The organism is Actinomadura macra NBRC 14102 (genome assembly GCF_001552215.1).
Taxonomy (GTDB): Bacteria; Actinomycetota; Actinomycetes; order Streptosporangiales; family Streptosporangiaceae; genus Spirillospora; species Spirillospora macra.
The window spans coordinates 100,641-120,051 of sequence record NZ_BCQT01000015.1 but is presented as its reverse complement, the minus strand read 5'-3'; the positions used below and the strand labels follow the sequence as shown (position 1 = coordinate 120,051).

At 70.4% G+C, this 19,411-nt stretch carries 19 protein-coding genes; 4 read left to right on the top strand and 15 right to left on the bottom strand.

The window, feature by feature from the left end; translation table 11 throughout:
* Nucleotides 1-9 precede the first annotated feature (9 nt).
* On the top strand, nucleotides 10-942 hold the full coding sequence (locus AMA02S_RS24500) for a LysR family transcriptional regulator (RefSeq protein WP_067461736.1): 933 nt from the start codon (nucleotides 10-12) through the stop codon (nucleotides 940-942).
* Nucleotides 943-991: 49 nt separating this feature from the next.
* On the opposite strand, the gene AMA02S_RS24495 is transcribed toward AMA02S_RS24500, so the two are convergent.
* The 4 genes from AMA02S_RS24495 to AMA02S_RS24480 form a co-directional block, all read right to left on the bottom strand.
* Nucleotides 992-1,498, bottom strand: a complete 507-nt coding sequence (locus AMA02S_RS24495; RefSeq protein WP_067461735.1) for a hypothetical protein — start codon at nucleotides 1,496-1,498, stop codon at nucleotides 992-994.
* 236 nt (nucleotides 1,499-1,734) lie between these two features.
* The gene (locus tag AMA02S_RS24490) at nucleotides 1,735-2,202 is read right to left on the bottom strand and encodes a Dps family protein (protein WP_067461734.1); all 468 of its coding nucleotides are present in this window, start codon (nucleotides 2,200-2,202) and stop codon (nucleotides 1,735-1,737) included.
* Between the two features lie 150 nt (nucleotides 2,203-2,352).
* A complete protein-coding gene (locus tag AMA02S_RS24485) occupies nucleotides 2,353-2,706 on the bottom strand; it encodes a helix-turn-helix domain-containing protein (RefSeq protein WP_067462019.1) in 354 nt (117 codons plus the stop codon).
* 117 nt (nucleotides 2,707-2,823) lie between these two features.
* A complete protein-coding gene (locus AMA02S_RS24480) occupies nucleotides 2,824-4,113 on the bottom strand; it encodes a CinA family nicotinamide mononucleotide deamidase-related protein (RefSeq protein ID WP_067461733.1) in 1,290 nt (429 codons plus the stop codon).
* A 554-nt stretch (nucleotides 4,114-4,667) separates the two neighbouring features.
* On the opposite strand from AMA02S_RS24480, the gene AMA02S_RS24475 reads away from it, so the two are divergent.
* The gene (locus tag AMA02S_RS24475; protein WP_084265550.1) at nucleotides 4,668-5,453 is read left to right on the top strand and encodes an MOSC domain-containing protein; all 786 of its coding nucleotides are present in this window, start codon (nucleotides 4,668-4,670) and stop codon (nucleotides 5,451-5,453) included.
* A 56-nt stretch (nucleotides 5,454-5,509) separates the two neighbouring features.
* Here the strand turns inward: AMA02S_RS24475 and AMA02S_RS24470 are convergent, their stop codons facing one another.
* The 8 genes from AMA02S_RS24470 to AMA02S_RS24435 form a co-directional block, all read right to left on the bottom strand.
* The gene (locus AMA02S_RS24470; protein ID WP_067461732.1) at nucleotides 5,510-6,097 is read right to left on the bottom strand and encodes a CDP-alcohol phosphatidyltransferase family protein; all 588 of its coding nucleotides are present in this window, start codon (nucleotides 6,095-6,097) and stop codon (nucleotides 5,510-5,512) included.
* Entirely contained in the window at nucleotides 6,094-7,527 is a 1,434-nt protein-coding gene (rimO, locus tag AMA02S_RS24465) for a 30S ribosomal protein S12 methylthiotransferase RimO (protein ID WP_067461731.1), read from the bottom strand. Before rimO ends, AMA02S_RS24470 begins: the two co-directional genes overlap by 4 nt.
* Before the next feature lie 97 nt (nucleotides 7,528-7,624).
* Nucleotides 7,625-8,374, bottom strand: a complete 750-nt coding sequence (locus AMA02S_RS24460; protein WP_084265549.1) for a helix-turn-helix domain-containing protein — start codon at nucleotides 8,372-8,374, stop codon at nucleotides 7,625-7,627.
* Between the two features lie 303 nt (nucleotides 8,375-8,677).
* Nucleotides 8,678-11,317 (bottom strand): DNA translocase FtsK, encoded by a 2,640-nt coding sequence (locus AMA02S_RS24455; protein WP_067461730.1) that lies wholly within the window; start codon nucleotides 11,315-11,317, stop codon nucleotides 8,678-8,680.
* A gap of 148 nt (nucleotides 11,318-11,465) precedes the next feature.
* Complete coding sequence (locus tag AMA02S_RS24450) at nucleotides 11,466-13,154, bottom strand: ribonuclease J (protein ID WP_067461729.1); 1,689 nt, start codon at nucleotides 13,152-13,154, stop codon at nucleotides 11,466-11,468.
* On the bottom strand, nucleotides 13,151-14,089 hold the full coding sequence (gene dapA, locus AMA02S_RS24445) for a 4-hydroxy-tetrahydrodipicolinate synthase (protein ID WP_084265548.1): 939 nt from the start codon (nucleotides 14,087-14,089) through the stop codon (nucleotides 13,151-13,153). The genes AMA02S_RS24450 and dapA overlap by 4 nt, the downstream gene beginning before the upstream one ends.
* A gap of 302 nt (nucleotides 14,090-14,391) precedes the next feature.
* Nucleotides 14,392-14,589 carry a hypothetical protein gene (locus AMA02S_RS42130; RefSeq protein ID WP_157430818.1) on the bottom strand — a complete coding sequence of 66 codons (198 nt, stop codon included), beginning with the start codon at nucleotides 14,587-14,589 and terminating at the stop codon, nucleotides 14,392-14,394.
* Between the two features lie 152 nt (nucleotides 14,590-14,741).
* Nucleotides 14,742-15,791 carry a glycoside hydrolase family 18 protein gene (locus tag AMA02S_RS24435; RefSeq protein ID WP_245667805.1) on the bottom strand — a complete coding sequence of 350 codons (1,050 nt, stop codon included), beginning with the start codon at nucleotides 15,789-15,791 and terminating at the stop codon, nucleotides 14,742-14,744.
* 237 nt (nucleotides 15,792-16,028) lie between these two features.
* On the opposite strand from AMA02S_RS24435, the gene AMA02S_RS42125 reads away from it, so the two are divergent.
* A complete protein-coding gene (locus tag AMA02S_RS42125; protein WP_157430817.1) occupies nucleotides 16,029-16,205 on the top strand; it encodes a hypothetical protein in 177 nt (58 codons plus the stop codon).
* 383 nt (nucleotides 16,206-16,588) lie between these two features.
* Here AMA02S_RS42125 and AMA02S_RS24425 read toward each other — a convergent pair whose 3' ends face one another.
* The 3 genes from AMA02S_RS24425 to AMA02S_RS24415 all read right to left on the bottom strand — a co-directional run bounded on the left by AMA02S_RS24425 (nucleotide 16,589) and on the right by AMA02S_RS24415 (nucleotide 18,708).
* Complete coding sequence (locus AMA02S_RS24425) at nucleotides 16,589-16,828, bottom strand: hypothetical protein (RefSeq protein WP_067461725.1); 240 nt, start codon at nucleotides 16,826-16,828, stop codon at nucleotides 16,589-16,591.
* Nucleotides 16,829-16,881: 53 nt separating this feature from the next.
* On the bottom strand, nucleotides 16,882-18,117 hold the full coding sequence (locus AMA02S_RS24420; protein ID WP_157430816.1) for a helix-turn-helix domain-containing protein: 1,236 nt from the start codon (nucleotides 18,115-18,117) through the stop codon (nucleotides 16,882-16,884).
* 243 nt (nucleotides 18,118-18,360) lie between these two features.
* Entirely contained in the window at nucleotides 18,361-18,708 is a 348-nt protein-coding gene (locus tag AMA02S_RS24415; protein WP_067461724.1) for a cupin domain-containing protein, read from the bottom strand.
* Nucleotides 18,709-18,781: 73 nt separating this feature from the next.
* Here AMA02S_RS24415 and AMA02S_RS24410 point away from each other — a divergent pair, with 73 nt between their 5' ends.
* On the top strand, nucleotides 18,782-19,378 hold the full coding sequence (locus tag AMA02S_RS24410; protein ID WP_067462006.1) for a TetR/AcrR family transcriptional regulator: 597 nt from the start codon (nucleotides 18,782-18,784) through the stop codon (nucleotides 19,376-19,378).
* Nucleotides 19,379-19,411: the final 33 nt, after the last annotated feature.

Genomic DNA, 19,411 nt, shown 5'->3' with positions numbered 1-19,411 from the left:
CTTGGGTATATGACCCTGGACGACCTCCGGGTGTTCGTCGCCGTATGCGAGGCGGGGAACCTGAGCGCCGTGGCACGCGACCTGTCGTGCAGCCAGTCGGCGGTGAGTCAGCACGTCAAACGGCTCGAACGCGAGACCGGGCTCGTTCTGCTGGAGCGGCGCCCGCGCGGCGTCCTGGCCACCCGAGCGGGGACCATCCTGCGCGAGGCCGCCGCCGACGGGATCGCCGGGCTGGACGCGGCGCTGCACCGGCTGGACGACCTGCGCCGCGGTGTGGGCGGCACCGTCCGGATCGCGACGGGCGCCACCACGGTCCGGCACTTCATGGCCGCCGGCGTTGCCGCGTTCCGCGCCCGCCATCCCGAGGCCGCGCTGCAGTTCGAGACCGCCGGATCCAGCCGCCGCTGCCTGGAGGCGGTGCGCGAGCACAAGGCCGACCTGGCCTGGGTCACGATCGGCCCGCCGCTGGACGGCGTCGAGCAGCGCCCCTCGTGCGAGCTGCCGTGGATGCTCGCCGTCCACGCGGGCGATCCGCTGGCCGCACGGTCGTCGATCACGCTCGGCGACCTCGCGGAGATCCGGCACATCGAGCTGCCCGCCCACTCCACGTCCCGCGCCCATCTGGAGACGCACCTCGGACGGCACGGCGTGCGGTTGGCGTCCACCACGAGCGTCGCCGACTGGGACACCGCGCTGCTGCTCGCCGAACTGGGCCTCGGCCACGCGATCGTGCCCGCGCTGCCCGGGTGGGGCGGCGGGGCGGCGGGCGGGGCCGGCCTCGTTCCCATCCCGGAGCTGCCACCGCTCACCGCCGGATGGGCCGCACGGCGCTGGGACGCGCTGAGCCCGCTCGCCCTTGAGTTCGCCGGGATGGTCCTCGACCACCTTGAGGCCTTGGCCGTCCGGCCACACCCTCGTGTCGTCGACCAGAACGTGCCCTGACGACCTGAGAAGCCGCGTGCCGGTGTCGCAGCCAGATCGAGCAGCCGCCCTAGCGAACGGTTATCCGGCCGCCAGCCACGACCAGCCCGGCCTGGGGGTCGCCCTCGCCGCAGTGCGGCCCGTTGGGGAACGAGGGCTTCGGAGTGAGACCGACCCGCCGGTCGAGCAGCTTGCGGCCTCTGGCGTCGCGGAGCACGAGGAAGATCCGGACCGGCTTCTTCGGCAGCCCCGTGACTCGCGCGAAGCCGGTCTTCCCCCCGTCGGGTGATGCCGACGCGCCGCAGGCGGCATCGAGCTCGCCGCCGTCACAGCCGGTCGACACCGAGGTCGAGGACGGACTCAGCTCGATGCGCGGTCTCCGGCAGGTCCCGTTCCAGCACACCCGCAGCGACGCCGAGGCGACGCGGGCCGCAAAGGGCGGCCGGATGTCCACGCCCACACCCGGCAGAGACCCGATCAAGGTGCAGGGCCGTCCCGTCCCGGGGGAATCGGAGCCGCAGGCGGTGAGGACGAACAACGCGGCACCGAGCACCGCGCCCTGAGTGAGGGTGGCCATCCCCCATGATCCTCACACCACCAACACCCGAAAGGCACGAATGCACGAAGACCCCGGAGAGAAACCGGGGTCGACACACAGGGGCATCGGGTGTCTCCGCTCAGCCACCGTCCAGGGCACGCGGACCCGCTCTGACACTCCCACAGTCACGCGAACGCGCCACCGCTTCGCGATGGCGCGTTCGCGTGATCACGGTCAAGGGGAAGCCGCTAGGCGGGTCCTTGGGCCAGGGTCGTTCACAGTTGAGCCTGGAACATCCAGTGCTGCTTCTCCAGTTCGGCCGCGAGGCCGATGAGGAGGTCCTGGGTGACCGGATCGGATTCGTCGGTCTCGGCGATCCGCTCCCGGAAGCGGGCGATGATCTGTGCGAGGGCGTCGGTGATCGCGGCGACGACCTTGTCGTCGGCGAGATAGCCGGCCTCCAGCTGGGGCAACTCGGTACGGTCGGCGACCGTGCGGGCCCGGCCGTCGGGGTTGACGCCGATCGCGACGGCGCGCTCGGCGACGTCGTCCTGGCCCTGCCGCGCCAGATCGACGATCTCGTCGAGGTGCTCGTGGACGACCTTGAAGTTGCGCCCGGTCAGGTTCCAGTGGGCCTGCTTGGCCACCAGAGCGAGATCTATGAGGTCCACCAGAGCGCCCTGCAAGGCGTTGCCGGTGACTTTCTGGGCCGTCTCGGTGAGCGGGCTCTTGACCGCCGCCATGGTGGGGCTCCTTCCGCATCGTTACGGTTATCCGCTACAACACAGAACGGTCCCCGCAAATGCCGCGCTCATGCGTGAGGCCGCGCACACCCGCGGCCCCGGTAGGGCATGACCACGCCAAAGACGGCCAGTGGCGCCGGCAAGGACGACTCAGGCCGCGACCATGTCGGCGCGGAGCTCCCCTGTGATCTCCTCGGGCGTCGCCGGAATGCTCTCGGCCGTGATGCGCTCATGCTCGGGTGCGCCCGCCATGACGGGCTCGTGCTGCAGCTCGGCGAGGGCCAGTTGATCCGCCACTTCCCTGAGCACATGCGACAGCGGCACACCTAGGGCCTTGCAGATAGAGGAGAGCAACTCGGAAGAAGCCTCTTTCTGCCCTCGCTCGACCTCAGAGAGGTAGCCGAGGGAAACCCGTGCCGCCGCGGACACCTCACGGAGGGTGCGTCCCTGGCGCAGCCGCAACTGCCGCAGTACGTCACCGAGCAGCTGGCGAAGCAGGACCATCGTCTCGCTCCCTCCCTCAGTTCGGACCATCTGCCGGTTCCACCGTACCCGGCTTGACGGTGGCCATGGCAGACCGTTGATTTCGTGTTCGCTTGGAACGTAACGCTGTAATCAGCCTCACTCTTCCCGATCTGCCCGAGCGTCCTCACTCCCCTCCCCGCCGTCAAGGCCCAGCAAAGTACGTCTTAGCAGCTCAAGGGCGTGTACGACGGTCATCCTGCGGATCACGGCACGGATCTCAGGGCCATTACCGGGCACCGGGAGTCTCGGGCTGACCACAGTGTGCATGTTTCCAGGTCCGGCCAGGCCGATGTAGACCGTTCCGACGGGATGGCCGTCCTGCGACTCCGGACCCGCCACCCCGGTCACGGCGAGCCCGTACGCGGCGCCGAGCCTGTCCCTGACGCCCGCGGCCATCGCGGCGGCCACGTCCGGGTGGACGGCTCCGTGCTCGCCGAGGAGGTCGTGCGGGACACCGAGCAGGCGCGACTTCAACTCCGTCGCGTAGGTCACCACGCCGCCCGCGTACGTGGCGGACGAGCCCGGCATCGCGGTCAGCTCCGCGCCGATGAGCCCGCCGGTGAGCGACTCCGCCACCGCGACGGTCGCCCCCCGCTCGGCGAGCAGCCGGTGTACCACCCGGTCCAGCGTCTCGTCCTCCACCCCGTAGACGACCGGGCCGAGCAGTTCGCGGACGCGCGTCTCGGCAACGGCAAGCCGTCCCGGCGCGTCCGGGCCCGCGGCGGTGATCCGGATCTTCACCTCGGCGGGGTCGGGAAGGTAGGCGAGCCGAACACCGTCCATCGCCTCGACCTCGGCGAGCCGCGTCGCGACGACCGACTCCCACACGCCGGCGGTGCGCAGTGTGCGGCGGGCGACGGCGGGCAGCCCGGCGATCTCCGCCAGCTCCGGCAGCACCACCTCGTCCATGATCGTGCGCATCTCGAACGGGACACCGGGCAACGCGTAGGCGACGCCGCCCGGCAGCTCGACACGCAGCCCCGGCGCGGTCCCGGCGGAGTTGTGCAGGAGCCCGGCGCCTTCCGGCACCTCCGCCATCCGCATGGCCATCGGTTGCAGCTCACGCCCGGACGCGGCGGACCGGTCGCGCAACCGGCGTTCCAGGGCCGGGTCCCGGACGAGCGCGACGCCGGCCGCCTTGGCGAGCGCGTCACGGGTCAGGTCGTCGTAGGTGGGGCCGAGGCCGCCGGTGGTGATGACCGCGTCGGCCCGTTCCAGCGCGGCGGCGACGGCCTCGACGATGACGTCCGTCTCGTCCCCGACGACCACGCTGCGGGTCACCTCGACGCCGTGATCGGCCAGCCGCCGCCCGAGCCACGCCGCGTTCCCGTTGACCGTGTCGCCGAGGAGTAGCTCGTCCCCGACGGTGAGCAGTTCGACCCGCATCGCGCCCCTGTCCTCATCCTGATCCCGTGCAGCGCCCCGAATCTACAGCGGCCCTCCGCGGCGAGCGGGCCCGGCAGCGGCGAGGGCGCCACCACCGATCGGCACGTGCCGGCGTCCGCATGAGGACGGATCGGGGAGAGTGCGACGAGAATTGGGAACGTGCCCAACCGACATCACAGGCATATCTCTTTCCTTGCGAAGAATGCGGCCGGCCACCTCATTGTGTTCCCCCACCGGGCCGGATCGTCCACCGCGCGCGAGCGGGAACGCCCCCAAAGCGTGCATCGTCGGTGCACCGCACCCCATATCTCCGGCACGTCATCCCGACTTGTGGAGGGTCGACGGTCACATTGTGAGTCAGAACTCATTTGCCATGGCGCGAGGCATAGTCATGTGCAGGGATAATTGCCTCGGGGCCGCAGACCGGGCTGCGGGGCCACGACCGGGGTGGGCGTGGCCTCGCAGCCCACCCCCTTCCGCAACCTGACGAATCCGTGTCAGGTACCGCCCCGATCTCTGGCCACGCCGCGCCGACCGCCCGTACCGTCCGACGCATGATCGCCGTTGTCGCCGGGCTGAACGTCTTCCCGATCAAGAGCGCGGCCGCCGTCGCGCTGCCCGAGGCCGACCTGACCCCGGCAGGGCTCCGGCACGACCGCGAGTTCATGCTCGTCCGCCCGGACGGGCACCACCTCTCGCAGCGGGAGGTCCCGGAACTGGCACTGCTGCGCCCCGGGTTCGACGGTGTGAAGCTCACCGTCCACACGACGCTCGCCCGCGCGCCGCTGGTGTGGGAGGCGATCGACGGCCCGGCGCGGGACGTGACCGTGCACCACCGTCCGTGCCTGGGCATCGACCAGGGCGACGAACCGGCGGAGTGGTTCAGCTCGGCACTGGGACTCTCCTGCCGCCTCGTCCGCTTCACCGGGACGCGTTCCACCCGGCTCGGCGGCGGCACGCTGGCGTTCGCGGACGGCTACCCCGTCTCCGTGCTCTCCCGCGAGTCGCTGGACGACCTCAACCGACGGACGGACGTCCGGCTCCCGGTGGATCGGTTCCGGGCCAACCTCGTCCTGGAGGGGCTCGGCCCGTACGGCGAGGACCGCGTCACCCGGCTGCGCGGCGGCGGCGCCGAGATCGAGCTGATCAGGCCGTGCGGGCGTTGCGTCATCATCAACACCGACCAGGAGACGGCCCGCCGCGGCCCCGCCCCGCTGCGCACTCTCGCCGGCTACCGGACGGAGCGCTTCGACGGCGAGCGCGGGATCATGTTCGGCCGCCTCGGCATCCCCCGCTCCCCCGGCGCGGTCCGGCTGGGCGATGTCCTCACCGCTTCCTGACGGTCGCCTGAGGTCGGCCGACGCGCCGGAGGGCCTCGGGCCCTGAGCCCTGCCCGTCAGGCGCGGCCCTTGCGGCGCAGCCTCCACGCCTGGACGACGTAGTCCACACCGGTGACGACCGTGACGACGAGGGCCGCACCCATCGTCGTCCACCGGAGGGGGTCCAGCGGTCCGGGCAGGATGTAGAATCCGATCGCGAAGACCTGCAGCGTCGTCTTCAGCTTGCCGCCCTTGCTGGCCGGGATCACCCCGTAGCGGATGACGACGAACCGCATCAGCGTGATGCCGATCTCGCGGATCATGATGGCGGCGGTCACCCACCACCACAACTCCCCCATGACCGACAGGCTGACCAGCGCGGCGCCGGTGAGTGCCTTGTCTGCGATCGGGTCCGCGATCTTCCCGAAGTCGGTGACCAGGCCCCGGGCACGGGCGAGGTCGCCGTCGATCTTGTCGGTGATGGACGCGACGGCGAACACCCCGAACGCGGCGAGCCGCCATCCGGTGCCGTCCAGGAACAGCATCCAGACGAAGACGGGGACCAGCGCGATCCGAAGGAGCGTCAGCGCGTTCGCGATGTTGTAGACGCTCGCCGGCGGCGGGTCCGGGGACCCCGTCATCGGGTCGGGCGCGCCGGCGATCATGACACGTCCGCGACGAGGTCCACGCCGTCGCTGCCGGTCACGCGGGCCGTGACGATGTCTCCGACGGCCGTGCCGGCCGGCAGGCCCGCGCCTGTGACGAGGACCGTCCCGTCGACCTCGGGCGCCTGGTGCTCGGCACGCCCCTCGAACGCGCCGTCCCCGGCCTCCTCCTCCAGCAGGACGCGGACCTGCGAGCCGACACGGTCCTCGGCGCGCTGGGCCGTCAGCTCCTCGGCGAGCCCCGACAGCTCCTCGACCCGGCGGGCGACCTCGTCCGGAGCGAGCTTGCCGTCCAGGTTCGCGGCCTCGGTGCCGTCCTCGTCGGAGTAGCCGAACACACCGACCGCGTCCAGGCGCGCGGCGGACAGGAAGGCCACCAGTTCCTCGAAGTCCTCCTCGGTCTCGCCGGGGAAGCCGACGATGAAGTTGGAGCGCACGCCCGCTTCGGGCGCCTGGGCGCGGATCTGGCCGAGCAGATCCAGGAACCGCTCGCGGTCGCCGAAACGCCGCATCGAGCGCAGCACCGGTCCGCTCGCGTGCTGGAAGGACAGGTCGAAGTAGGGCGCGACTCCCGGCGTGCCGCAGATCGCCTCGACGAGCCCCGGGCGGGTCTCGGCGGGCTGGAGGTAGCTCACCCGGACGCGTTCGATGCCCTCCACGGCGGCCAGGCCCGGAAGCAGCCCCTCCAGCGCGCGCAGGTCACCGAGGTCCTTGCCATAGGACGTGGAGTTCTCGCTGACGAGGACGAGCTCACGCACGCCGTGCCCGGCCAGCCAGCGCGCCTCCTCCAGGACCTCCGCCGGCGGCCGTGAGACGTAGGCGCCGCGGAACGCGGGGATGGCGCAGAACGTGCAGCGCCGGTCGCAGCCGGACGCCAGCTTCAGCGGCGCCACCGGGCCGCCGCCGAGGCGCCGCCGCAGCACCCGGGGGCCGGACGCGGGGGCCACCCCGTCGGGGAGGTCGTCCTGCCCGCCGTGCCCGGGGATCGCCACCGCCGTGCCCGCCGCGGTGCGCTCGACCGGGCTGATGGGCAGCAGGGTCCGCCGGTCCCGCGGGGTGTGGGCCTCACGGGCCCGGCCCGCCAGCACGTCGTCCAGCCGCTCGCCGATGGAGGTGTAGTCGTCGAAGCCGATCACCGCGTGGGCCTCCGGCAGCGCCTCGGCGAGCTCCTTGCCGTACCGCTCGGCCATGCAGCCGGCCGCGACGACCTTCGCGCCCGAGTCGTGCGCCGCCAGCAGCGTGTCGATGGAGTCCTTCTTCGCCGCCTCGATGAAGCCGCAGGTGTTGACCACCACCACGTCGGCGCCGGAGGCGTCGTCGCCCGCCACGTCCCAGCCCGCGTCCTCGATGCGGGCGGCCAGCTCCTCGGAGTCGACCTCATTGCGGGCGCAGCCGAGCGTGATGAGTGAGACCTTGCGGCGTGTGGACATGCCCCTAAGGTAATGGGCGCGAGCGCCGGGCCCGACCAGCGGGACGCCGAACCGTTCGGCGGCGTGACCGCCGCGGAGGCGATGGGCGGCCCGGAGGTCAGGCGGTCTTCGGGTCGCCGCGGCCGAAGTCCCTCCGCTGCACGCCCTTGCCCTTGCCGGGCGCGCCGATGTCCTTGCCGTTGACGGTCATCCGGACGCTGCCGCCGACACCGACCACGATGCTGATCTTCTTCTTGGCGGTCCAGCGCTTCTGGTCGCCCTCGCGCAGCATCCCGTTGAACAGCACCTTGCCCTTGTCGCCCTGCACGCTGACCCACGTGGTGCGCCTGGCCTGGACGGCCAGCTCGACGGTCTTGCGCGGCGCGGCGACCACCGGGTCGCTCTGCTTGGGCGGGACGCTCGCGGACGGCCTGGGCGCGGCCGGAGTCCCCGCGACCTGCTGGGCGGTGCGCTGCTCACGCCCGCCGCCGTGCCCCACGACCTGGACGATCCCGTAGATCACCACCAGGGCGAGGGCGAGCGCCATCGCGGCGCTCCAGTTCGGGGAGCGGCGCTCGCGGAACGCCACGGGCTGCTCGGGTTCGAACGCCGACACGGCCGAGACGGGTTGGGGAGCGCCGCCGTGCGTCGCGTCGAACTCGCTGACGAGCGGTTCGGGGTCGATGCCGATGACGCGGGAGATGCTGCGGATATGGCCACGGGCGTAGAAGTTGCCGCCGCAGGTGGAGAAATCGTCGGATTCCATGCCGCGGATGACGGTTTCCCGAATCCGCGTCTGGAGGCTGACCTGGGTCACCGAGAGACCGGCCTGCTGACGCTCCTTCGCCAAGGTCTCTCCGATGCTCACGTCGAGCCTCCTTTGAGCGCGCTCATGACCAACCCCACACTCCAGCGACACCAGTCTAGAAACCGCAATGCCCGCTGAGCGACAGCCAACACGTTCGAAACTGGGCAAGATTTCGCATCATTCCGCCATCGCCCGGCCCGCAAGCCTTCCGGGTGGAGGGAACCTACCGGTCTCCGCCACGGGACGCGCCGGAAACGATCCGTAGAACACCCGTCATGACAACCCGGGACACCGCCCCGACGCTCCCGGGACGACCAGGTCGACCGCCCGACTTCCACTCGACACCGCTCCTTCCGGGCGCCGCTAACCTCCGCGCAACTCGGTCAGGACACCGGGGAGGTCGTCGGGCTTGGCGAGGACGTCGCGGGCCTTGGACCCCTCGCTCGGGCCGACGATGTCGCGGCTCTCCATCAGGTCCATGAGCCGGCCGGCCTTGGCGAAGCCGACGCGCAGCTTGCGCTGGAGCATCGACGTGGACCCGAACTGGGTGGATACCACCAGCTCGATCGCCTGCACCAGCAGGTCCATGTCGTCGCCGATCTCCTCGTCGATCTCCTTCTTCGGCGCGTTGGACTCGGCGACGTCCTCCCGGTAGACCGCCTCCATCTGCCCCTTGCAGTGCTCGACGATCCCGTGGATCTCTTTCTCCGCCACGTAGGCGTTCTGGATGCGCATCGGTTTGCTGGCGCCCATGGGCAGGAACAGCGCGTCACCCTGCCCGACGAGCTTCTCGGCGCCGGGCTGGTCGAGGATGACGCGGCTGTCGGCCAGCGAGGACGTCGCGAACGCCAGCCGGGACGGCACGTTGGCCTTGATCAGCCCGGTGACCACGTCCACGGAGGGCCGCTGGGTGGCCAGCACCAGGTGGATGCCGGCGGCACGGGCGAGCTGGGTGATGCGCACGACCGAGTCCTCGACATCGCGGGGCGCGACCATCATCAGGTCGGCGAGCTCGTCCACGATGACCAGCATGTAGGGGTAGGGGGTGTAGACGCGCTCGCTGCCGGGCGGTGCGGTCAGCTTGCCCGCCTTGACCGCCTTGTTGAAGTCGTCGATGTGCCGGAACCCCGAGGCGGCCAGGTCGTCGTAGCGGCGGTCCATCTCGCCCACGACCCAGTCCAGCGCCTCGGCGGCCTTCTTGGGGTTGGTGATGATCGGTGTGATCAGGTGCGGGATGCCCTGGTACATCGTCAGCTCGACCCGCTTGGGATCGACCAGGATCATCCGGACCTCGTCGGGCGTGGCCCGCATCAGCACCGAGGTGATGAGCCCGTTGATGCAGGTCGACTTGCCCGCGCCGGTGGCGCCGGCGATGAGGATGTGCGGCATCTTGGCCAGGTTGGCCACCACCGTCCGGCCCTCGACGTCCTTGCCCAGCCCGACGATCATCGGGTGGTGCTCGTTGGTCGCGGCGGGCGAGCGCAGCACGTCGCCGAGGCTGACGATGTCCTTGTCGACGTTGGGGATCTCCACCCCGATCGCCGACTTGCCGGGAATCGGGGAGATGATCCGCACATCTGCGCTCTTCACGACATACGCAATGTTCTTGGTGAGCGCGGTGACCTTCTCGACCTTGACGGCGGGGCCCAGCTCGATCTCGTACCGGGTGATCGTCGGCCCCCGGGTGAACCCGGTGACCTGCGCGTCGATGTCGAACTGCTCCAGCACCCCCGTCAGCGCGTTCACCACCGTGTCGTTCGCCTTGGTGCGCGGCTTGGCGGCGCTGCCCGGCCGCAGCGCCGCGGGGTCGGGCAGCACGTAGATCTCACCGGACGACGACAGCGGCAGCTGCTCGGAGCTGCGCGGCGCGGGAGTGGGGTCGGGCGCCTCGTGAGCACCGAGCGCGTCGAGCGGGTCGGGGGTGTCGGGCACGTCGGGCGGCGGCGGCAGTTCGTCGTCCACCGGCGGCGCGGGCGGCGGGACGTCCCCGCTGAACGGGTCGGGCTCGAAGAGCTCGTCGGCGAGGTCGCGCCTCGGGCGGTCGGCCTTCTTGGTGCCGTCCTCAAGCAGCGGCGTGTCGTAAGGCTTGGAGTGCTCGCCCACCTCCAGCTCGCCGTCCTCGTCCTCACCCTTCTTGCTCTTGCGGCGCCGCTTCTTCGGAGCGTCGCCGTCCTGCGCCTCGTTCTCGGACGAGCGTGCCGGGCGCCCTTGCAGCGTCGCCATCGACCACAGGTCGGTGAACCGTTCGGGGACCTTGTTGATTGGGGTCGCGGTGATGACGAGCAGCCCGAAGAAGGACAGGAGCAGCAGCAGCGGGACGGCCACCCAGCCGCTGAGACCGGCCTCCAGCGGCGCCGAGACCAGCCAGCCGACCACACCGCCCGAGCCGCGCACCCCGTCCATGTCCTTGGACGGGGACGGGACGCCGGCGGCGATGTGGAAGATGCCGAGCACGCCGACGGCGAGGGCGGTGCAGCCGATCACGACGCGGCCGGTGTCCTCGTGCTGCTCGGGGTGGCGCAGCGTCTGCCAGGCCAGCAGCGCCAGCAGGACCGGCAGCACCATCGCCATCAGGCCGAGGCCACCGCGCACGACCTTCTCCAGCGCGATCGTGACGACGCCGTCGGGGCGGAACCAGGTCACGGAGGCCAGCACGATCGACGAGCCGAGCAGCGCCAGCCCGAGGCCGTCGCGGCGGTGCTCGGGGTCGAGGTTGCGGGCGCTGTTGCCGTAGGCGCGGAACACCCCGCCGACGGTGACCGCCGCGAGCTGGTAGAGCTTGAACAGCAGCTGGGCGAATCCGGAGATCACCTGGACGATCGGATGGGGCTTGCGCGGGGGACGGCCCCGGCCGGAGCCGCGCGCGCCGCCCTTGGCACCGCCCTTCGCCCCGGCCCGCGAGCCGCTGCTCGTCCGCTTGCGGGGGGCGGAACCGGCCGGCTTCCGGGCCGCGCCGCCCCCGGCACGCGAGGTGCTCTTGGGTCCGGACGCACGTGTGGCCATGATGATGAGAGTAGCCAAGGACCCCTGAGGTTCCAGGGATGGCGGACGGCGTGTTGCACCACCCGTGACGGACGGGGCACCACGCGGTACCCCCCGCGCGGCGAGCACGCGGGAGACCGTGCGGCGGCCCGTCCGTCCTGGAGCGGTCCTATACCTCGACGACCACGGGGATGATCATCGGGCGGCGACGGTAGTTGTCGCTCACCCACTTGCCCACGGTGCGGCGGATGAGCTGGCTGATCTGGTGCTGGTCGTTGACCCCGTCGCCGGCGGCGTCCCGCAGCACCTGACCGATCCGTTCGAGGACGTCCTCGAAGTCCTCGTTGACGATGCCGGCGCCGCGGGCGTGGATCTCCGGCCCGGCCACGACCTTGCCGGAACTGGAGTCGATCCCGACGACGATGGAGACGAAGCCCTCCTCGCCGAGGATCCGGCGGTCCTTCAGGGAGGTCTCGGTGACCTCGCCGACCGACAGCCCGTCCACGTAGACATACCCGGCGGGGACGGCGCCGACGATGCTCGCCTGCCCGTCCACGAGGTCGACGACCACACCGTCCTCGGCGATGACGATGTTGTCGTCGGGCACGCCGGTCAGCGCGGCGAGCTTGGCGTGCGCCCGCAGGTGCCGCCATTCGCCGTGGATCGGCATGAAGTTGCCCGGCTTGGTCATGTTGAGCACGTACAGCAGCTCGCCCGCCGAGGCGTGCCCGGACACGTGCACCAGCGCGTTGCCCTTGTGCACGACCCGCGCGCCCCAGCGGGTGAGGCCGTTGATGACACGGTTGACCGCGTTCTCGTTGCCGGGGATCAGCGATGACGCCAGCATCACGGTGTCGCGGTCGGTGATGCGGATCTGCTGGTGGTCGCGGTTGGCCATCCGCGACAGCGCCGACATCGGCTCACCCTGCGAGCCGGTACAGACCAGGACGAGCCGGTCGGCCGGGATGTCGTCCAGGTCCCGCGGGTCGACCATGATGCCCTCGGGCACGTCCAGGTAGCCGAGCTCACGCGCGACGCCCATGTTGCGGACCATCGAACGGCCGATGAAGCAGACCTTGCGGCCGTTGGCGACGGCCGCGTCCAGGACCTGCTGCACACGGTGGATGTGCGAGGCGAAACAGGCGACGATGAGCCGCTCCTGCGCGGTGCGGAACACCTCGTCCACGACCGGGCCGATGCTGCGTTCGCTCGGGACGAAGCCGGACACCTCGGCGTTGGTGGAGTCCGACAGCAGCAGGTCGATGCCCTCAGCGCCGAGCCGGGCGAACCCGGGCAGGTCGGTGAGCCGGCCGTCCAGCGGAAGCTGGTCCATCTTGAAGTCACCGGTGTGCAGCACGACGCCCGCGCGGGTGCGGACGGCGAGCGCCAGGGCGTCCGGGATGGAGTGGTTGACCGACAGGAACTCGCAGTCGAACGGCCCGTAGCTGCGGCGGTCGCCCTCGACGACGACCTCGGTGACGGGTTTGATGCGGTGCTCGGTGAGCTTCGCCTCCAGCAGGGCGAGGGTGAGCTTCGAGCCGACCAGCGGGATGTCGCGGCGCTCCCGCAGCAGGTACGGGACGGCGCCGATGTGGTCCTCGTGGCCGTGGGTCAGGACGACCGCCTCGATGTCGTCGAGGCGGTCTCTGATGTACTCGAAGTCGGGCAGGATCAGGTCGATACCGGGCTGCTCGGTCTCGGGGAAGAGCACGCCGCAGTCGATGACGAGCAGGCGGCCGCCTTGCTCGTACACCGTCATGTTGCGGCCGATCTCCCCGAGTCCGCCGAGCGCGACGATGCGCAGGCCGGATTCTGGCGGTGGCGGCGGGTCGGACAGCTCCGGGTGAGGATGACTCACCGGGCGACCTCCGGGATGGCTGCCTCGGGCACTTTTACTCCCCCTATCGTCAGGTCTTCACGCAGGCGCGCCGCGAACTCCGGCGGGGCCTCCACGAGGGGCGCGCGCAGCGGGCCGCCTCCGGGGAGACCGAGCAGGTTCAGCGCTGCCTTGACGGCGATGGCGCCCTGCGTACGGGTCATGATCGCGGTGACCACGGGCAGCAGCCGGCGGTGGATGTCCAGCGCCCGACCGTGCTCACCGGCGCGGTATGCGTCGATCATCTCATGGAGCTCGACGCCCACGACATGGCCGACCACGCTGACGAACCCCGCCGCCCCGACCGACAGCCAGGGCAGGTTGAGGTTGTCGTCGCCGGAGTACCAGACGAGGTCGGTCGCGGCCATCACCCGGGACGCGCCGAACAGGTCGCCCTTGGCGTCCTTGACGGCGACGATCCGCGGGTGCTCCGCGAGTTGCAGCAGCGTGTCGTTCTCGATCGGCACCCCGGCGCGGCCCGGGATGTCGTACAGCATGGTGGGCAGGCCGGTGGCGTCCGCGACCGCGGTGAAGTGGCGGACGAGGCCCTCCTGCGGGGGCTTGTTGTAGTACGGCGTGACCACCAGCAGCCCGTGCGCGCCGGCGGCCTCGGCCTGCCGCGCGAGATTCAGGCTGTGCTCGGTGTGGTTCGTCCCGGCACCGGCGACGATCACCGCGCGGTCCCCGACCGCCTCGATGACCGCGTGCAGCAGGCGCTGTTTCTCTTCGTCGCTCGTCGTCGGCGACTCCCCCGTCGTCCCGCTGACGACGAGACCGTCATGACGCCGCTCGTCGACCAGGTGGGTCGCGAGGCGCGCGGCGCCGTCATAGTCGACGCCACCGTCCGGCAGGAACGGAGTGACCATCGCGGTCAACATCCGCCCAAATGGCGCGTCGGTCGTTGTGCTGGGTGCCATGCATCGAACGGTACCGTTCCGGCGGGTCGGCTTGGACCCGCAGGTCCCTCCCAGTCAGGGAATGTCCCGCCCCGGTCGATCGGGCGGCCCGCGACGGGGTCGCGCGAGGGCCGGAACCGGGCACCGCAGAAGCCGCCGCCACACGCTCGGGGGTACGCGTGGCGGCGGCTCCATCACCACATCGTGGCACGCAAATGCCGCGTTACGGGGTCAGTCCGGCCACACCCCGGACTCGGTTGGATAACGTGGCCGTGCCCGCCGCGGCCCTGGTCGCGGCGTCCGGCCGGGTGCCCGGGAGCGCCTCATGCACGCCTCTGGGCGGCGGTGAGTTCGTGCAGACGGACGCGCAACTCCTCGACGTCGGGCGTCCGGACGAGATCATTCCCGCGGACGGCCCACCAGTGGCCGGAACCGCCCCGGCCGATCCGCCAGCCGACGAATTCGGCCGCTAACTCACTGAGCCTGTCGGTGACGTGCCACGCGGTCTGCTCAGTTCCCATCGGCCGTCCCCTCTTCCTCTGTGTCCACCACTTGCTCTGTGTCCGCCGTTTGGGTCTGGACGTCGCACCGTGGAGTACCCCGAAGGTGCCCCGCTACCCCACCCTTCTGGCCTGCGGAAGCACGCGGAACGGCCTGTCACGTACGGGCTTCCTCAATGCCCGGAACCGGTCGTCGCCGACGGCGGCCACGCCGCGCGGTACCGGGTCCAGGCGTCGGGCCCGGTGGTCCAGTCCGCGTACACGCCGACACCGAACGGACGCTTCGGGGGCCGGTCCAGATCGTCCACGCCGCGCCGGATGCCGCGCAGCGCGACGGTGAGGTCCTCCGCCCATCCCACCAGCGGCCGGTAGGTGGGGACGCCCATGAACACCGTCGCGCGGTCGCCGATCAACTCCAGGGTCCGGCGCGTGTGCCGGGCGTAGTGCCATCCCGCGAGCGACCTGGTCGGCAGCGACACGTCATAGGTCATGATCGCGACCTGGTCCGCCCGGTCGGCGATCTCGTTCAGGAACCTCTCGGTCGGACGCGGCGGATAGTGGACGGGCCCGTGGCGTGGCACGAACGCCTTGTAGACCGGCTGGAGGGCGTCGAACAGCGGCGGCTGCTCCAGCGCCACCGAGAGCAGCCGTCCCCGGGACCGGGTCAGCTCCCGCGTGCGGTCCATGAGCACCAGAAAGGAGGCGTCGTCGGGGTAGATCGGCTCGAAGTCGTAGTGGATCCCGTCGAACCCGACATCGAGGAAGGCCGCGTCGGTCTTCAGCACCCGTTCCCGCACGGCCGGATCGTCCAGATCGGTGACCCCGTGACCGTCCACCATGCGTATCTGGCCCAGGTACGCCTGGGCGCGCACCCCAGGCGCGTACTTACGGACGGCTGCGAGAAGCTGCCCGGCGTACCGGTACTTGGACGGCGGCACCGTCCCGTCCGCTTCGAAGGGCCCGGCGTGGAAATACACGTCGCTGATGCGATTCTGCTTGAGCAGGTCACCAAGCGCGCGGTACTCCGCGTCGGTGTGCGGCTCCCCCACCCACTGATGCCGTGCCCACAACGCGTTCACGTCCGTGCCGCGCGCCCCGGGCTCTGGCTGCCACCACACCCACGCCCCGCTGAACGCCAGCGCGACGAGACCGAGCGCGTACACCGCCGTCCAACCCGTCCACCGCACCACGCGCCGCGCACCCCTGCCACGCATCCCCGTCATCGAGCCATGATCTCGGATCAACCCGGCAGTCCGGACGCGATCGGCATGCCCCCACCATGGAACGATCATGCTTTCGCCGGGATCGCGCGTCGCGCGCGCGAGCTGTTGACACCGCGGGAACGATGTGGTGACCAGGCGGCCCATCGGACCGGGGGCCGGGCCACGGGACCCGTCCACCGCTTCCCGCGCGAGCCGCCGGGTCCGAACCCCGTGTAACGGGATGGAGGTCGAGCTGACATGCGTATCCGACCAAACCAGACCGAGCCGAAAACCCTGATCAGCACCCGGGCCCTAGTGATCATCATCGCCGCCGCCGGCGCCGCCGTCCTGTGCGCCGCCGCGCCCCGCGCCGCGGTCCCGATCGGCGTGGGCGTGGGAGTCGTCACCTTGCTGATCCAGATCGTCCGAGATTGATGGACGCGGCGGCGCATGTACGCAAACACGCGCCGCCGCGCCGTACCTGGCCGCCCGGCCAGGGTGGGGGCGGTTCTCAAAACCCGGGCCGGGCGGCGGTAGGGCACAGGACGCCCGCACCACCGGAACGTCCGTGCCCATCGTGCGGCCTCGCTCACAAGCGCCCTCACCGGCGCCGAGCGTCCAGCCACACGACACTCAAGGTCCCGTCCCAGACGGCGGGACGGAATCAACCCGCGGCTCCCACACCCGCGGCGCCTCCGCAAGCAGAAACAGATACGCCTGCTCACGGACCCGCTCCATATCGGAGTCCAACGCCGCCAAAATCCACTGCCACAACTCATGCGACAACAACATGAACCCCACGCCCCGCTGATGCCCGCTCACAACCCGGCCCGGCGTTCCTCCTCGACGACCTCCTGAAGCAATTCACGAAGAAGGTCGGAGGTGTCGGCGTCCACCTCGGTGACGACACGCACCCCCCGCCACCCCTCCACCGGCGGCTGTCGAATCGCCCACCAACGCTCGGTGTCACGAGTCAAGATCATCGACCAGCCCGGAAACTCAGCCCGGAGTTCCGCCTTGGCCACTTCGATATCGGCTTCCGAGAGCATTTGCGTCATGTGCCAATACTCACCGTGACCACGCACAAGAAGGGACAGGAAGCTGTCCCTACCTAAACCAGCAAACCGATCCGATCCGCCAGCTCTCGGGCATCACGCCGCAGCCCGATCGGACCATCCGCCAACTCCTTGACCATGCGCCTCGCGTAGCCGTTGTAGCGGATCGTCTCCGGCGCCGCCCTGTACGCCCGTTCCAAGGCATGGAGCTCCGCGCCCTGATCGCCGCTGATCTGCCATGCTCGCGCGACCTCGATCAGGTGGCGTCCGCGGCGCGGCTGTGAGGGGATCGCCACGCTCCTCGTCTGCCGCGCCTGCTTGCGCGCTTCTCCTCCCTGCCGAAGCTCCACAGCGACGGTCACGGCGTGAGCACCCATGATGACCTTGGAGAAAGACGTCATCGGGTCGTAGTGACCCGCGGGCAGGCTCTCGGCGATCCGGTTCGCTTTATCCCACCAACTCCAGGCTGTGCCGCTCTGACCCACCCGCGCCGCCGTGTATGCCGCCTCGTGGTGCAATGCCCCCCACATGGCCCGCAGGTCGTCGTCCGCGTTCCCCATATAGGGCTCGATCAATTCCAAGCCTTCGCGGTTGATGGTCTCCGCCGCGTCAAAGTCCCCCGCGTCCCGGTGCGCCTGCGCCGCCAACCACACGGCACCGCCGAGCGCTTTCGGGTCCCCTGACTCCTCGGCTGCCATGATGGACCGCTCAACCGTTCGCCAAAGCAGATCCGCTGACGGCTGGTAGGCGATGAAGAACTGCGCCAGGTTGTAGACCCCGGCGAGGATCGCCAGCGCCCGCCGCCGCTCTGCGCCCCGATACTCGCGGACGGCGTACTTGGCGTCGCTGATCAGTTCGGGCAGCAGGCCGCCGATGACGGTCCGGTGGTCGGGACTGGCGTGCCGGGCACGCCAGGCGGAATCGAGTCGGGCGCGTAGGTGCTCCAGTGGATCCGCCGGTCCAGAGCGCGAGATCGCGACCGCGTTGATCGCATCACGAACACCGGCGAGAGCCGGGTGTCCCGGACCTCGGAACATCGTCATCGGCAGGGGTTCGTCACCGCCCGTGATCTGAGAGACGTCCCTCAGCCTGAGTGCATCCGCCAAGGCCAGCACCGCGGGAATCTTCAACTCCCGGATCTCACCACGCTCAACAGCCTTGACCCACCGGGCACTCTTGCCCACAAGACCGCCGAGAACCTCGCGGCTCATCCCCTCCCGTTCTCGAAAGAACTTCACTCTCTGTCCGACGGTCAGGGCCGGGTCTGCGGGATCGATTTCGCGGTCGCTCATCAGCCCTGCACCTCCTGGAGCGTCGACGCTTTCAGGCTACGGCGCAGGCGCCTCTCGCGTCAGCGCAGAAGCAATCGAGCCCGTGCCCGCCGGACGCTTCACCGTTTCGGGCGTGACGCGTGACGGTCGCGCCCGGCGATCACCACCAGCCGCCGCCGACTGGCCCCGGCGACGGGCGCGGCGACGGACGCGGCACGTCCGAGCTCATCAGAGGGTGAGCACGGGCGAATTCATTCGTCGGGGTCAGGTGGCGCTGGGGCCGAGGGAGTCTTCCGCCGGCGCGGCCGCCGGGCGCGGTTCCTTGAGCTCGATGAAGATCGAGTGAGTCTCGGTGTCGCCGATGTTCTGGCCGGCGTGCTCCTGGGCGTCGAGCCACCGCGCCTGTCCTGCCTCCAGCCGAAGTTCCACCAGCCGATCGCCGGAGCTGAGCCTTCGGGTGAACGAGCTCAGCGTGACCATGACGCTGTCGGGGTGGTTGTGCGGCTTGGTCTGGTCGCCCGGCCGGTCTCGGTACTCCAGGACGCGGACGCGGTCGTTCTCGAACATCACCGAGTAGAGCTCAGGATTGGTCGCCGTGGGGTCCTGATGCATGGCAGCGCCTCGCTTGGCTCGCCGGGTCGTAGATGGAACTGGAGTCCCATGGGACGACGGTACCATGATGGCGATGACTGTCCCATATGAGTTCTTCGGCCGGCGGGAACAGAAGACGCGTACCCGGGAGGCCCTGGTCGCGGCCACCCGCACGTTGATGGCCGAGGGCCTGAGCCCGACCGTGGAGGAGGCCGCGGCCGCCGCGAGGATCTCTAGGACGACGGCCTACCGCTACTTCCCCAGCCAGCGCGCACTGCTGCTCGGCGCACATCCGCAGACCCAGCAGGCATCCCTGCTGCCCAGCGACCCGCCCGACGATCCGCAGGCCCGCCTAGACCTGGTCATGCGCGCCTTCACCGAGCTGACCATCGAGTGGGAACCGCAGCTCCGGGCCTCGCTTCGGCTGTCACTGGAGCCCGGCGCCGACCAGCCGCCGCTGCGCCAGGGCCGGGCCATCGGCTGGATACAGGATGCTCTGGCGCCGTTGCGGAATTCTCACCCGCACATCGATCTGAACCGGCTCGCCGTGGCGATCCGCTCGGCGACGGGCATCGAAGCGCTGATCTGGCTCACCGACATCGCCGGTCTTTCCCGGGACGAGGCGGCCAAGATGATGCGTCAGTCGGCGCACGCACTGCTGCGAGCTGCACTTGTCAACGACGACGGCTGACCGGTAACGCGTCGCCTAATACGACAGCCAATC

Excerpts from the sequence above, each read along its gene's own strand:
- AMA02S_RS24490 (WP_067461734.1), bottom strand. The coding sequence starts at position 2,202 with ATGGCGGCGGTCAAGAGCCCGCTCACCGAGACGGCCCAGAAAGTCACC.
- AMA02S_RS24475 (WP_084265550.1), top strand. The coding sequence starts at position 4,668 with ATGATCGCCGTTGTCGCCGGGCTGAACGTCTTCCCGATCAAGAGCGCG.
- AMA02S_RS24425 (WP_067461725.1), bottom strand. The coding sequence starts at position 16,828 with ATGACGCAAATGCTCTCGGAAGCCGATATCGAAGTGGCCAAGGCGGAA.
- AMA02S_RS24485 (WP_067462019.1), bottom strand. The coding sequence starts at position 2,706 with ATGGTCCTGCTTCGCCAGCTGCTCGGTGACGTACTGCGGCAGTTGCGG.
- AMA02S_RS24500 (WP_067461736.1), top strand. The coding sequence starts at position 10 with ATGACCCTGGACGACCTCCGGGTGTTCGTCGCCGTATGCGAGGCGGGG.
- AMA02S_RS24410 (WP_067462006.1), top strand. The coding sequence starts at position 18,782 with ATGACTGTCCCATATGAGTTCTTCGGCCGGCGGGAACAGAAGACGCGT.
- AMA02S_RS24420 (WP_157430816.1), bottom strand. The coding sequence starts at position 18,117 with ATGAGCGACCGCGAAATCGATCCCGCAGACCCGGCCCTGACCGTCGGA.
- dapA (WP_084265548.1), bottom strand. The coding sequence starts at position 14,089 with ATGGCACCCAGCACAACGACCGACGCGCCATTTGGGCGGATGTTGACC.
- AMA02S_RS24455 (WP_067461730.1), bottom strand. The coding sequence starts at position 11,317 with ATGGCCACACGTGCGTCCGGACCCAAGAGCACCTCGCGTGCCGGGGGC.
- AMA02S_RS24470 (WP_067461732.1), bottom strand. The coding sequence starts at position 6,097 with ATGATCGCCGGCGCGCCCGACCCGATGACGGGGTCCCCGGACCCGCCG.
- AMA02S_RS24415 (WP_067461724.1), bottom strand. The coding sequence starts at position 18,708 with ATGCATCAGGACCCCACGGCGACCAATCCTGAGCTCTACTCGGTGATG.
- AMA02S_RS24480 (WP_067461733.1), bottom strand. The coding sequence starts at position 4,113 with ATGCGGGTCGAACTGCTCACCGTCGGGGACGAGCTACTCCTCGGCGAC.
- AMA02S_RS42125 (WP_157430817.1), top strand. The coding sequence starts at position 16,029 with ATGCGTATCCGACCAAACCAGACCGAGCCGAAAACCCTGATCAGCACC.
- AMA02S_RS24495 (WP_067461735.1), bottom strand. The coding sequence starts at position 1,498 with ATGGCCACCCTCACTCAGGGCGCGGTGCTCGGTGCCGCGTTGTTCGTC.
- rimO (WP_067461731.1), bottom strand. The coding sequence starts at position 7,527 with ATGTCCACACGCCGCAAGGTCTCACTCATCACGCTCGGCTGCGCCCGC.
- AMA02S_RS24435 (WP_245667805.1), bottom strand. The coding sequence starts at position 15,791 with ATGACGGGGATGCGTGGCAGGGGTGCGCGGCGCGTGGTGCGGTGGACG.
- AMA02S_RS42130 (WP_157430818.1), bottom strand. The coding sequence starts at position 14,589 with ATGGGAACTGAGCAGACCGCGTGGCACGTCACCGACAGGCTCAGTGAG.